A 13,910-nucleotide genomic window follows, 5' to 3' on the forward strand; every position below is an offset into this window, starting at 1 on the left:
TCAGTTGAGCTCTATTCGCTCATGACTACCCAATGGAGCAGTCACTTACTAGACGACCCTGAGTGTTATCAGGCCGCCTTCAAAACATCCCGATTACTTGGGACGCTTGGCGCCGTACTTGGAGCGAGCTTGCTTACGGTCTTTAACGCCTGCGGTATCCAGGGAACCGCGCACGGTGTGGTAACGCACACCCGGCAAGTCCTTCACACGACCGCCGCGGATCAGCACGACCGAGTGTTCCTGCAGGTTGTGGCCTTCACCGCCGATGTACGAAATGACTTCGAAACCGTTGGTCAGACGAACCTTGCACACTTTACGCAGAGCCGAGTTCGGCTTCTTCGGAGTGGTGGTGTAAACACGGGTGCACACGCCACGCTTCTGCGGGCAGGCTTCCAGCGCAGGCACCTTGCTCTTCGCCGTGATGGCGACGCGGCCCTTGCGAACGAGTTGGTTAATGGTTGGCATTTACTATCAGTTCCTAGTTGAAGCTTCCCGGAAGCAACACGCCTCCAGAAAGGACGGAGGATTATATTTTAGTCAACGCCCAAGCGTCAAATAAAAAACGCCGCCCCGCCAACGTTAACCGTTGATGGAGCAGCGTTTTTTCAACAGATGGCCGCTAGGCCCTGCTTATTCGTCGCTTTCCAGCGCGGCCGGGGCCGGATCGAACAGCTGCGATTCGGCAGCGTCCAGACCCAGGTTCTGGCGACGGCGGGTGCGATGGTAGGCGAGACCGGTACCGGCCGGGATCAGACGGCCGACGATCACGTTTTCCTTCAGACCGCGCAGATCGTCGCGCTTGCCCATGATCGCCGCTTCGGTCAGCACGCGCGTGGTTTCCTGGAAGGAAGCCGCGGAGATGAACGAGTCGGTCGACAGCGAGGCCTTGGTGATGCCCAGCAGCACGTTTTCGTACTGCGCCGGCTCCTTGTCCTCGGCCATCATCTTGTCGTTCATTTCCAACACGTCGGCGCGTTCCACCTGCTCGCCCTGGATGAATTCGGTATCGCCGCTGTCGGAGATCACGACACGACGCAGCATCTGGCGGATGATCACCTCGATGTGCTTGTCGTTGATCTTCACGCCCTGCAGACGGTACACCTCCTGCACCTCTTGAACGATGTAGCGGGCCAGCGCCTCGATGCCCTGCAGACGCAGGATGTCGTGCGGATCGACCGGACCGTCGACGATGGATTCGCCGCGGTTCACCACCTGACCGTCGTGGACCAGCACGTGCTTGTCCTTCGGAATCAGGTTCTCGTAGCCGTTGCCTTCCAGATCGGTGATGATCAGGCGCTGCTTGCCCTTGGTGTCCTTGCCGAACGATACGGTACCGGTCACCTCGGCCAGCATGCCGGCATCCTTCGGCGAACGGGCTTCGAACAGCTCGGCCACGCGCGGCAGACCACCGGTAATGTCGCGGGTCTTCGACGATTCCTGCGGGATGCGGGCCAGCACTTCGCCCTTGCCCACGTCCTGGCCGTCGCGCACGGTGATGATGGCGCCGACCTGGAAGGTGATCGATACCGACGCGTCGGAACCGGCCAGCTTCACTTCGTTGCCGTTGTCGTCGAGCAGCTTCACCAGCGGACGCAGCATCTTGGACTGCGAACCGGCGCGGCGCTTCGGATCGATGACCACCAGCGTCGACAGGCCGGTCACTTCGTCGGTCTGCTTCGCTACGGTGTTGCCCTCTTCCACGTTCTCGAACTTCACGCGGCCGGCGTACTCGGTGATGATCGGACGGGTGTGCGGATCCCAGGTGGCCAGTACCGCGCCCGCCTTGATCTGCAGACCGTCGGTCACCATCAGGGTCGCGCCGTACGGCACCTTGTGACGCTCGCGCTCACGGCCCATGTCGTCGTGGATCACCACTTCGCCGGAGCGGGTGATGACGATCAGCTCGCCCTTGGTGTTGGCCACGTAGCGCATCTGGCTGGAGAAGCGCACGGTGCCGTTGGACTTGCCTTCCACCTGGCTGGCGGCGGCGTTTCGCGACGCCGCGCCACCGATGTGGAAGGTACGCATCGTCAGCTGGGTGCCCGGTTCGCCGATGGACTGGGCGGCGATCACGCCGATCGCCTCGCCGGCGTTGACGCGCTTGCCGCGCGCCAGGTCGCGACCGTAGCACTTCGCGCACAGGCCGTAACGGGTGTCGCAAGTGATCGCGGTACGGACCTTGACCTCGTCGATGCCGAGGTTGTCGACCTGGTCGACCAGATGCTCGTCCAGCAGCGTGCCGGCCTCGATCACGGTTTCGCCGGTGGACGGATCCACCACGTCGATCGCGGTCACGCGGCCCAGGATGCGGTCGCGCAGCGCTTCGATGACGTCGCCGCCCTGCAGCACCGCCTTCATCGTGAAGCCGTTGCTGGTGCCGCAATCGTCCTCGACCACCACCAGATCCTGGGTCACGTCGACCAGGCGACGGGTCAGGTAACCGGAGTTCGCGGTCTTCAAGGCGGTATCCGCCAGACCCTTACGGGCGCCGTGAGTCGAGATGAAGTACTGCAGTACCGTCAGGCCTTCGCGGAAGTTGGCGGTAATCGGCGTCTCGATAATCGAGCCGTCCGGCTTGGCCATCAGACCCCGCATGCCGGCCAGCTGCTTGATCTGGGCTGCGGAACCCCGCGCGCCCGAGTCGGCCATCATGTAAATGGAGTTGAAGGATTCCTGATCGACTTCCTTGCCTTCGCGGTCCAGCACCTTCTGCTTGGACAGCTCGTCCATCATCGCCTTGGCGATCTTGTCGCCGGTGCGGCCCCAGATGTCCACTACCTTGTTGTAGCGTTCGCCCTGGGTCACCAGACCTTGACGATACTGTTCCTCGATCTCCTTGACTTCCTTGTTCGCCTCGCCCAGCAGCTCGACCTTCTTGGCCGGGATCTGCATGTCGTCGACGCAGATGGAGATGCCGCCGCGGGTCGAGTAGGCGAAACCGGTGTACATCAGCTGGTCGGCGAAGATCACGGTGTCGCGGATGCCGCAGCGGCGGAACGACACGTTGATCAGCTTGGAGATTTCCTTCTTCTTCAGCGCCTTGTTGATGTGCTCGAACGGCAGGCCCTTCGGAAGGATATCGGACAGAATCGCGCGGCCGACGGTGGTGTCGTAACGCTTGATCACCGGCTGGAACTCGCCCTGCTCGTCCTTTTCCCATTCCTTCAGGCGGACGGTGATGCGGGTGGCCAGTTCGACCTGACGGGTTTCGTAGGCGCGATGCACTTCCTTGGTGTCGGCGAACACCATGCCTTCGCCCTTGCCGTTCACCTTGTCGCGGGTCATGTAGTACAGACCCAGCACGATATCCTGCGACGGAACGATGATAGGCTCGCCGTTGGCCGGGGACAGCACGTTGTTGGTGGCCAGCATCAGCGTGCGGGCTTCCATCTGCGCTTCCAGCGACAGCGGGACGTGGACGGCCATCTGGTCGCCGTCGAAGTCGGCGTTGAACGCCGCGCAGACCAGCGGGTGCAGCTGGATGGCCTTGCCTTCGATCAGCACCGGCTCGAACGCCTGGATGCCCAGACGGTGCAGCGTCGGCGCGCGGTTCAGCAGCACCGGATGCTCACGGATCACGTCTTCCAGGATGTCCCAGACTTCCGGCACTTCCTGCTCGACCAGCTTCTTGGCCGCCTTGATGGTGGACGCCAGGCCCATCACTTCCAGCTTGTGGAAGATGAACGGCTTGAACAGTTCCAGCGCCATCTTCTTCGGCAGGCCGCACTGATGCAGACGCAGGGTCGGGCCCACGGTGATCACCGAACGGCCGGAGTAGTCGACGCGCTTGCCCAGCAGGTTCTGACGGAAGCGGCCGCCCTTGCCCTTGATCATGTCGGCCAGCGACTTCAGCGGACGCTTGTTGGCGCCGGTCATCGCCTTGCCGCGACGGCCGTTGTCCAGCAGCGAGTCAACCGATTCCTGCAGCATGCGCTTCTCGTTGCGCACGATGATGTCCGGCGCGCGCAGCTCCAGCAGGCGCTTCAGACGGTTGTTACGGTTGATGACGCGGCGGTACAGGTCGTTCAGGTCGGAGGTCGCGAAGCGGCCGCCGTCCAGCGGCACCAGCGGACGCAGCTCCGGCGGCAGCACCGGCAGCACGTCCAGGATCATCCATTCCGGCTTCATGCCGGAACGCTGGAACGCCTCCAGCACCTTCAGGCGCTTGGCGATCTTCTTGATCTTGGTGTCGGAATTGGTCGACTCCAGCTCGCGGCGCAGGCCTTCGATCTCGGCGTCCAGGTCCAGCTTCTTCAGCAGCTCCTTGACGGCCTCGGCGCCCATCATCGCGACGAACTCTTCGCCGTACTGGTCTTCCTTGTCCAGGAAGTCCTCTTCGGTCAAGAGCTGGCGATACTGCATCGGGGTCATGCCCGGATCGGTCACGACGAACGCTTCGAAGTACAGCACGCGCTCGATGTCGCGCAGCGTCATGTCCAGCACCATGCCCAGACGCGACGGCAGCGACTTCAGGAACCAGATGTGCGCGGTCGGGCTGGCCAGCTCGATGTGGCCCATGCGCTCGCGGCGCACCTTGGACAGCGTCACTTCGACGCCGCACTTCTCGCAGATCACGCCACGATGCTTCAGGCGCTTGTACTTGCCGCACAAGCACTCGTAGTCCTTCACCGGGCCGAAGATGCGGGCGCAGAACAGGCCGTCGCGCTCCGGCTTGAAGGTACGGTAGTTGATGGTTTCCGGCTTCTTCACTTCGCCATAAGACCAGGAACGGATCTTGTCAGGCGAGGCGATGCCGATCTTGATCGCATCAAACTCTTCTTCTTGCGTAACTTGCTTAAAGAGATCGAGCAAAGCTTTCATTGCGTCTCCAGTCAGGGGACAGGCGCGGCGGCGTTCCGCCGCGCCGTATTACCCAATCAATAACGTTCCAGATCCATGTCGAGGCCCAGCGAGCGGATTTCCTTCACCAATACGTTGAAGGATTCCGGCATGCCGGCGTCGATCTTGTGCTCGCCCTTGACGATGTTCTCGTAGACCTTGGTACGACCGGTCACATCGTCCGACTTCACCGTCAGCATTTCCTGCAGCGTATAGGCGGCACCGTAGGCTTCCAGCGCCCACACTTCCATCTCACCGAAACGCTGGCCGCCGAACTGGGCTTTACCACCCAGCGGCTGCTGGGTCACCAGCGAGTACGGACCGGTGGAGCGGGCGTGCATCTTGTCGTCGACCAGGTGGTGCAGCTTCAGGTAGTGCATCACACCCACGGTGACCTTGCGGTCGAAGGCTTCGCCGGAGCGGCCGTCGAACAGGGTCATCTGGGTCTTGGACTCGTTGAAGCCCATCTTTTCCGTCAGCTCGTCGCCGTCCGGGTAGGCCAGATCCAGCATGTGCTTGATCTCGGCCTCCTTGGCGCCGTCGAACACCGGCGTCGCGAAGGTCATGCCCTTGCTCAGGTTCTGAGCCAGTTGCAGCACGTCGGCGTCGGACAGCGCGGCGATTTCCTCCGGCTTGCCGGTTTCGTTGTAGATACGCTCCAGGTAGGCGCGGATCTCGGCGGTGGACTGCTCGCGGATCATGCGGTTGACGCGCTCGCCTATGCCCTTGGCGGCCCAGCCCAGGTGCACTTCCAGGATCTGGCCGATGTTCATACGCGACGGTACGCCCAGCGGGTTCAGCACGATGTCGACCGGACGGCCGTCGCCCATGTACGGCATGTCTTCGATCGGCAGGATGCGGGAAACCACGCCCTTGTTACCGTGACGGCCGGCCATCTTGTCGCCGGCCTGCAGGCGGCGCTTGACGGCCAGGTAGACCTTGACCATCTTCTGCACGCCCGGCGGCAGCTCGTCGCCCTGGGTCAGCTTGCGCTTCTTGTCTTCGAACTTCAGGTCGAATTCTTCGCGCTTCTGCGCCAGGCTTTCCTTGATCAGCTCCAGCTGCTTGGCGATGTCCTCATCGGCCATGCGGATGTCGAACCAGTCGTGCTTGGTCGGCAGACCGCTCAGGTATTCCTGATCGATCACGGTGCCCTTGGCCAGACGCTTCGGACCGCCGTTGGCGGCCTTGCCGACGATCAGACGCTCGATACGGCTGAAGGCGTCGTTGTCGAAAATGCGCAGCTGGTCGTTCAGGTCCAGGCGATAACGCTTCAGCTCGGAGTCGATGATGGACTGGGCGCGCTTGTCGCGCTCGATGCCTTCGCGAGTGAACACCTGCACGTCGATGACGGTGCCGACGGTGCCGGTCGGCACGCGCAGCGAGGTATCCTTCACGTCGGAAGCCTTCTCGCCGAAGATCGCGCGCAGCAGCTTCTCTTCCGGCGTCAGCTGGGTTTCGCCCTTAGGCGTCACCTTGCCCACCAGCACGTCTCCCGCCTCAACCTCCGCACCGATGTATACGATGCCGGATTCATCCAGACGGCCGGCCATGCGCTCGGACAGGTTCGGGATGTCGCGGGTGATTTCCTCCGGTCCCAGCTTGGTGTCGCGGGCGACCACGGACAGCTCTTCGATATGGATCGAGGTGTAGCGGTCTTCGGCGACCAGCTTCTCCGAGATCAGGATCGAGTCTTCGTAGTTGTAACCGTTCCACGGCATGAACGCGATGGTCATGTTCTGACCCAGCGCCAATTCGCCCAGGTCGGTGGAGGCGCCGTCGGCCACCACGTCGCCGCGCGCGATGTGGTCGCCCACTTTCACGATCGGACGCTGGTTGATGTTGGTGTTCTGGTTGGAACGGGTGAACTTGGTCAGGTTGTAGATGTCCACGCCCACTTCGCCGGCGGTCGCTTCCTCATCGTTGACGCGGACCACCACGCGGCCGGCGTCGACATAGTCGACCACGCCGCCGCGACGGGCGACCACGGTGGTGCCGGAGTCGACGGCGACGGAGCGCTCGATGCCGGTGCCGACGAAGGCTTTTTCCGGACGCAGGCAAGGCACGGCCTGACGTTGCATGTTGGCGCCCATCAGCGCGCGGTTCGCGTCGTCATGCTCCAGGAACGGAATCAGCGAGGCGGCCACGGACACCACCTGGCCGGTAGCCACGTCCATGTACTGCACGCGGTCCGGCGTCGCCAGAATGGTTTCGCCCTTCTCGCGGCAGGTCACCAGCTCGTCGATCAGCGCGCCTTCGTCGCTCAGCTCGGCGTTGGCCTGGGCGATGACGTAGCGGCCTTCCTCGATCGCGGACAGGTAGTCGATCTCGTTGGTCACCTTGCCGTCCACGACTTTGCGGTACGGGGTTTCCAGGAAGCCGAACTCGTTGGTGCGCGCGAAGACGGACAGCGAATTGATCAGACCGATGTTCGGACCTTCAGGCGTTTCGATCGGGCACACGCGGCCGTAGTGGGTCGGGTGCACGTCGCGCACTTCGAAGCCGGCGCGCTCGCGGGTCAGACCGCCCGGGCCAAGAGCCGATACGCGGCGCTTGTGGGTGATTTCCGACAGCGGGTTGGTCTGGTCCATGAACTGGGACAGCTGCGAGGAACCGAAGAATTCCTTGATCGCGGCCGACACCGGCTTGGCATTGATCAGATCGTGCGGCATCAGGTTGTCGGACTCGGCCTGATTCAGGCGTTCCTTGACCGCGCGCTCGACGCGCACCAGACCGGCGCGGAACTGGTTTTCCGCCAGCTCGCCGACCGAACGCACGCGACGGTTGCCCAGGTGATCGATGTCGTCCACTTCGCCGCGGCCGTTGCGCAGCTCGGTCAGGATGGCGATGACCGAGACGATGTCCTCGGTCGACAGCGTGCCGTCCATCACGTCGCGGCGCGGCGCGAACTTGTCGCCGATCAGCGACTTGAACCACTCGGGAGTCTTGTCGTCGAACTTGTACTGATAGGTGCGGGAGCTGAACTTCATCCGGCCCACGCGCGACAGGTCGTAGGTCTCTTCGCTGAAGAACAGGCGCTGGAACAGCGCTTCCACCGCGTCTTCGGTCGGCGGTTCGCCCGGACGCATCATGCGGTAGATCGCGACGCGAGCCTGGGTCTGATCCAGGATGTCGTCGGTGCGCAGCGTCTGCGAGATGTAGGCGCCCTGGTCCAGATCGTTGGTGAACAGCACGTCGACCTGGTCGATCTCGGCCAGCGCCAGCTTGGCCAGCACTTCCTCGGTCACTTCGTCGTTGGCGCGCGAGATCACCTCACCGGTGTTCTGGTTGACCACGTTGTGCGCCAGCATCTTGCCCAGCAGCGCGTCGGCCGGCACTTCGATGCGGTCCAGCTCGGCGGTCTGGATGTCGCGGATGTGCTTGGCGGTGATCCGCTTGTCCTTGGCGACGATCAGCTTGCCGTCGGCGGCCACGATGTCGAACTTGGCGACTTCGCCCTTCAGACGCTCCGGCACGACGCGCATGAACACGCCGCCCTTGGTCAGGTAGAAGGTGTCGAAGCTGTAGAACTCGGACAGGATCTCTTCGTTGCTGTAGCCCAGGGCCTTCAGCAGGATGGTCACCGGCATCTTGCGGCGACGGTCGATACGGAAGTACAGCAGGTCCTTCGGATCGAACTCGAAGTCCAGCCAGGAGCCGCGGTAAGGAATCACGCGGGCGGAGAACAGCAGCTTGCCGGACGAGTGCGTCTTGCCGCGGTCGTGTTCGAAGAACACGCCCGGGGAACGGTGCAGCTGGGAGACGATGACGCGCTCGGTACCGTTGATGATGAAGGAGCCGTTGGTGGTCATCAGCGGAATCTCGCCCATGTACACCTCGTTCTCGCGCACTTCCTTCACGACCGGCTTGGACGACTCCTTGTCGAAGATCGTCAGACGGATGCGCGCGCGCAGCGGCGCGGCGAACGTGATGCCGCGCAGCTGACATTCCTGCACGTCGAACGGAGGCTCGCCCAGGATGTAATGGGCAAAGTCGAGGCGAGCATAGCCGTTATGGCTGATGATCGGGAAGATCGACTTGAACGCAGCCTGAAGACCCACATCCTTGCGCTCATCCAGCGGCGTACCCAGCTGGAGAAATTCGGTGTAGGAATCAATCTGGGTCGCCAACAGGAATGGGACGTCGAGAACACTGGCACGTTTCGCAAAGCTCTTACGAATACGTTTCTTCTCAGTAAACGAATAACTCATAGAGTCTCCATCGAGGTGGGTGGCGCAAGAAACCAAAAGTCAGCAGCCACGCCAAGTATATTGCTGGCTTTTACCTTCTTCGTTTCCGCCAACTACAAGCGCAATAAGGCTGGCGGATTTCTCCGCCAGCCTCACCTTCTTTTTTCAAAGAAGATTATTTGATTTCAGCCTTGGCACCGGCTTCGGTCAGTTGCTTCAGGATGTCTTCGGCTTCAGCCTTGGACACGCCTTCCTTCACGTTCTTCGGAGCGCCGTCGACCATGTCCTTGGCTTCCTTCAGGCCCAGGCCGGTGATCGCGCGAACAACCTTGATCACGCCAACCTTGTTGTCGCCAGCGGCGGACAGGACAACGTCGAACTCGGTCTTTTCTTCAGCAGCGGCAGCGCCGGCGCCGGCCGGGCCAGCAACAGCTACAGCAGCGGCGGAAACGCCGAACTTCTCTTCGAACGCCTTAACCAGGTCGTTCAGTTCCATCACGGTCAGACCAGCAACGGCCTCGAGGATGTCTTCTTTGGTGATTGCCATGTGAAAATCTCCTGAATTCTATAAGAATCAAATAAGTTAAGCGGCTTCGGCTTGCTTCTTGTCGGACAGGGCGGCCAGTGCGCGGGCGAAGCCAGCGACCGGAGCCTGCATAACGTACAGAAGCTTGGACAGCAGTTCTTCGCGGCTCGGGATGGACGCCAGCTCAGCAACCTGAGCAGCGGACAGTACCTTGCCTTCGTAGGAACCTGCCTTCACGACGATCTTGTCGTCAGCCTTGGCAAATTGATGCAGCACCTTGGCAGCAGCTACCGGGTCGGCGGAAATGCCGTAAACCAGCGGACCGACCATTTGGTCAGCCAGGCCGGCAAACGGAGTGCCTTCCACAGCGCGACGCACCAGCGTGTTCTTCAGAACGCGCAGGTAGACGCCGTTCTCGCGCGCCTGAGCGCGGAGTTTGGTCATGCTGCTAACCTCGATGCCCCGATATTCAGCGATAACGAGGGTCTGAGCTTCTGCCAGCTTGGCAGATACTTCAGCGACTACCGCCTTTTTATCTTCGATATTGAGACTCAAGGTCTACCTCCTAGACTGAAATGAGACGAAAGGATTTTCGTCTCGCTTTGCAGCGGCGACCTGTATCAGGAGACATCAAAAAGAACTGGTGCTCATGGGCGGAATTGAACCGCCGACCTCTCCCTTACCAAGGGAGTGCTCTACCCCTGAGCTACATGAGCGATGTACTTAAGAAGCCTGTTTCGGGTACACCATCTGCGTAGGATGCGGATCGCCATACCAGCCGACCTGCGATTAAGCCTTTCGGCACCTACGGTCTTTGACAATCCGGCAGGCGAACCTGCCGGCCCAAAGCCTTTGACGGGGCGGCTTTCACCGCCCTGCCATGCTCCGGCAACGCTTAGGCGTTGACGGTAGCGGTATCTACGCGAGCGCCGACGCCCATGGTGCTGGAGACGGCGATCTTCTTCAGATACACGCCCTTGGAAGCTGCCGGCTTGGCTTTCACCAGGGCATCGACCAGAGCGGAGAGGTTTTCACGCAGGGCTTCGGCTTCGAAGGAAGCGCGGCCGATGGTGGCGTGAATGATACCGGCCTTGTCGGTACGGTATTGAACCTGACCGGCCTTGGCGTTCTTCACGGCCTCGGCGACGTTCGGGGTAACCGTGCCAACCTTCGGGTTCGGCATCAGGCCACGCGGGCCCAGGATCTGACCCAGCTGACCGACAACGCGCATCGCATCCGGGGAAGCGATCACGACGTCGAAGTCCAGATTGCCGGCCTTCACTTGCTCGGCCAGGTCGTCGAAACCGACGACTTCAGCACCGGCGGCCTTGGCGGCTTCGGCGTTGGCGCCTTGAGCGAATACGGCAACGCGTACGGACTTGCCGGTACCGCGCGGCAGAACCACGGAACCACGGACCACTTGGTCGGATTTACGCGGATCCACGCCCAGGTTCACGGCGATGTCGATCGACTCGTCGAACTTGGCGGTGGCGGCGGCCTTGACCAGGGCGATGGCTTCGTCGACGGCGTACAGCTTGTTGCGGTCAACGGTGGCCTTCAGAGTTTGCAGGCGCTTGGAGATCTTAGCCATATTACACGCCCTCCACTTCCAGGCCCATCGAACGGGCGGAACCGGCGATGATGCGAACAGCGGCGTCCAGATCGGCAGCGGTCAGGTCCGCCTGCTTGGTCTTGGCGATTTCTTCCAGCTGAGCGCGGGTTACCTTACCAACCTTGTCCACGTGCGCCTTGGCGGAGCCGGACTTGATGCCGGCGGCCTTCTTCAGCAGGAACGTAGCCGGCGGAGTCTTCATCGTGAAGGTGAAGGACTTGTCCGCGTAGGCGGTGATCACAACCGGAATCGGCATGCCCGGCTCCATGCCCTGGGTTTGGGCATTGAAGGCCTTGCAGAATTCCATGATGTTCAGACCGCGCTGACCCAGTGCCGGACCGATCGGAGGCGACGGGTTGGCTTTGCCAGCGGGCACTTGCAGCTTGATATAGCCGACAATTTTCTTTGCCACGATTAAAACTCCTAAAATGGGTATAGCGCGAACAGCCGTTCGCTTCCCGGACGAAAGCGCAGAATGTTACACGCTTTCCACAAAGTTGCCAAGCGAAATCTTACAGCTTTTCGACCTGACTGAATTCCAGTTCGACCGGCGTGTCGCGACCGAAGATCTGAACCGAGACGCGCAGCTTGTTGCGCTCGTAGTTCACTTCGTCGACGCTGCCGTTGAAATCGTTGAACGGGCCGTCGATGACGCGGACTTTTTCGCCCACCTCGAACAGCACCTTCGGCTTCGGCTTTTCCACACCCTCCTGCATCTGCTGCATGATGGCCTCGACTTCCTTCTTGGAAATCGGCGCCGGGCGATTGGCGGTGCCGCCGACGAAACCGGTCACCTTGGGCGTGCTCTTGACCAGGTGCCAGGTATCGTCGGTCATCTCCATCTCCACCAGCACGTAGCCGGGGAAGAATTTGCGCTCGGTGATCGACTTGCGGCCGTTCTTGACGTCCACAACCTCTTCCACCGGCACCAGGATCTGACCAAATTGATCTGCGATGTCGGAACGCTCGATACGTTCACGCAGCGCTTTTTGCACGCTTTTCTCAAAACCGGAGTAAGCGTGTACCACATACCAGCGCTTTGCCATTATCTACCTCGACCGAGAATCACATCGTAAAACAGCCAGGACAGGCTGGAATCCACCAGCCACATGAAGAGCGCCAGCACGGTGACGAATACGAATACCATCAGCGTCACCTGGGTCGCTTCCTTGCGCGTCGGCCAAACCACCTTGCGAGCCTCGACGATGGACTCGTTGGCGTAAGCCACCAGACCCTTGCCCGGCGCCGAGGTCCACACCACGCCGGCAGCCAGCGCGATGGAAACAACGAAAGCCAGCGCGCGCAACAGGCCCTGCCCATCCGGGATCAGATAGAAGCCGACGATGCCGGCCACCACCACAAGACCAGCCAATACCAACTTGATCTTATCTTGCATTTCCATGTCGAATCTTCTCTCGCATATATGCGACAAAAGACCAACCGGCGCAGAGCGCCGGCTGGTCTTAATTGGCAGGCCAGGAGGGTCTCGAACCCCCAACCCTCGGTTTTGGAGACCGATACTCTACCAATTGAGCTACTGGCCTTTAAACCTTACTTGATGATCTTGGCGACGACGCCGGCGCCGACGGTACGGCCGCCTTCGCGGATAGCGAAGCGCAGACCTTCTTCCATCGCGATCGGAGCGATCAGGGCAACGGTGATTTCAACGTTGTCGCCCGGCATTACCATTTCCACGCCTTCGGCCAGCGTGATCGCGCCGGTCACGTCGGTCGTACGGAAGTAGAACTGCGGACGGTAGTTCGCGAAGAACGGGGTGTGACGGCCACCTTCGTCCTTGGACAGAACGTATACGGATGCAGCGAAGTCGGTGTGCGGGGTGATCGAACCCGGCTTCGACAGAACCTGGCCACGCTCCACGTCTTCACGCTTGGTGCCGCGCAGCAGCACGCCAACGTTGTCGCCGGCTTGACCTTGGTCCAGCAGCTTGCGGAACATTTCCACGCCGGTGCAGGTGGTCTTCACGGTAGCCTTCAGGCCCACGATTTCCAGCTCTTCGCCGACCTTCACGATGCCGCGCTCAACGCGACCGGTCACCACGGTGCCACGGCCCGAGATCGAGAACACGTCTTCGATCGGCAGCAGGAACGGCTTGTCGATGGCGCGTTCCGGCGTCGGGATGTAGCTGTCCAGCGCGTCGGCCAGGCGGAAGATCGACGGTTCACCCATTTCGGACTGGTCGCCTTCCAGCGCCAGACGAGCGGAGCCGGTCACGATCGGGGTGTCGTCGCCCGGGAAGTCGTAGGAAGACAGCAGATCGCGCACTTCCATTTCCACCAGTTCCAGCAGCTCGGCGTCGTCAACCAGGTCAGCCTTGTTCAGGTAGACGATGATGTACGGAACGCCAACCTGACGGGACAGCAGGATGTGTTCGCGGGTTTGCGGCATCGGACCGTCAGCGGCCGAGCACACCAGGATCGCGCCGTCCATCTGAGCCGCGCCGGTGATCATGTTCTTCACATAGTCGGCGTGGCCCGGGCAGTCTACGTGAGCGTAGTGGCGGGATTCGGTTTCGTATTCAACGTGCGCGGTATTGATGGTGATACCGCGGGCCTTTTCTTCCGGCGCGCTGTCGATCTGGGAGTAGTCCTTGGCTTCGCCACCGAACTTCTTCGACAGAATGGTGGTGATAGCAGCGGTCAGAGTGGTTTTACCATGGTCCACGTGACCGATGGTGCCGACGTTTACGTGCGGTTTGGTCCGCTCGAACTTTTCCTTAGCCATG

10 protein-coding genes and 2 tRNA genes are annotated in these 13,910 nt (G+C 61.3%); all 12 read right to left on the reverse strand.

The window, feature by feature from the left end; all coding sequences use genetic code 11:
• Positions 1 to 93: 93 nt before the first annotated feature.
• Positions 94 to 465 (reverse strand): 30S ribosomal protein S12, encoded by a 372-nt coding sequence (gene rpsL, locus WNM05_RS21210; protein ID WP_011137738.1) that lies wholly within the window; start codon positions 463 to 465, stop codon positions 94 to 96.
• 165 nt (positions 466 to 630) lie between these two features.
• Positions 631 to 4,821: a DNA-directed RNA polymerase subunit beta' gene (gene rpoC / locus WNM05_RS21215; protein WP_434630739.1), complete on the reverse strand. Its 4,191-nt coding sequence runs from the start codon at positions 4,819 to 4,821 to the stop codon at positions 631 to 633.
• Positions 4,822 to 4,877: 56 nt separating this feature from the next.
• Positions 4,878 to 9,050, reverse strand: coding sequence for a DNA-directed RNA polymerase subunit beta (gene rpoB / locus WNM05_RS21220; protein WP_434630742.1), 4,173 nt, complete (start codon positions 9,048 to 9,050; stop codon positions 4,878 to 4,880).
• A gap of 154 nt (positions 9,051 to 9,204) precedes the next feature.
• A complete protein-coding gene (gene rplL, locus WNM05_RS21225) occupies positions 9,205 to 9,576 on the reverse strand; it encodes a 50S ribosomal protein L7/L12 (protein WP_021479137.1) in 372 nt (123 codons plus the stop codon).
• Between the two features lie 36 nt (positions 9,577 to 9,612).
• A complete protein-coding gene (gene rplJ / locus WNM05_RS21230) occupies positions 9,613 to 10,110 on the reverse strand; it encodes a 50S ribosomal protein L10 (protein ID WP_434630746.1) in 498 nt (165 codons plus the stop codon).
• 86 nt (positions 10,111 to 10,196) lie between these two features.
• Positions 10,197 to 10,271 (reverse strand) — tRNA-Thr (locus WNM05_RS21235).
• A gap of 179 nt (positions 10,272 to 10,450) precedes the next feature.
• On the reverse strand, positions 10,451 to 11,146 hold the full coding sequence (gene rplA, locus WNM05_RS21240; protein WP_434630749.1) for a 50S ribosomal protein L1: 696 nt from the start codon (positions 11,144 to 11,146) through the stop codon (positions 10,451 to 10,453).
• 1 nt (position 11,147) lies between these two features.
• Entirely contained in the window at positions 11,148 to 11,579 is a 432-nt protein-coding gene (rplK, locus tag WNM05_RS21245; protein ID WP_101709806.1) for a 50S ribosomal protein L11, read from the reverse strand.
• 100 nt (positions 11,580 to 11,679) lie between these two features.
• Positions 11,680 to 12,213, reverse strand: coding sequence for a transcription termination/antitermination protein NusG (nusG, locus tag WNM05_RS21250; protein ID WP_011137745.1), 534 nt, complete (start codon positions 12,211 to 12,213; stop codon positions 11,680 to 11,682).
• Positions 12,213 to 12,569: a preprotein translocase subunit SecE gene (gene secE, locus WNM05_RS21255; protein WP_434630754.1), complete on the reverse strand. Its 357-nt coding sequence runs from the start codon at positions 12,567 to 12,569 to the stop codon at positions 12,213 to 12,215. The genes nusG and secE overlap by 1 nt, the downstream gene beginning before the upstream one ends.
• A 66-nt stretch (positions 12,570 to 12,635) precedes the next feature.
• A tRNA-Trp gene (locus tag WNM05_RS21260) sits at positions 12,636 to 12,711 on the reverse strand.
• A 7-nt stretch (positions 12,712 to 12,718) separates the two neighbouring features.
• On the reverse strand, positions 12,719 to 13,909 hold the full coding sequence (tuf, locus tag WNM05_RS21265; protein ID WP_434630733.1) for an elongation factor Tu: 1,191 nt from the start codon (positions 13,907 to 13,909) through the stop codon (positions 12,719 to 12,721).
• Position 13,910 lies beyond the last annotated feature (1 nt).

The sequence above is a fragment of the Chromobacterium sp. CV08 genome, assembly GCF_051129845.1.
GTDB lineage: Bacteria > Pseudomonadota > Gammaproteobacteria > Burkholderiales > Chromobacteriaceae > Chromobacterium.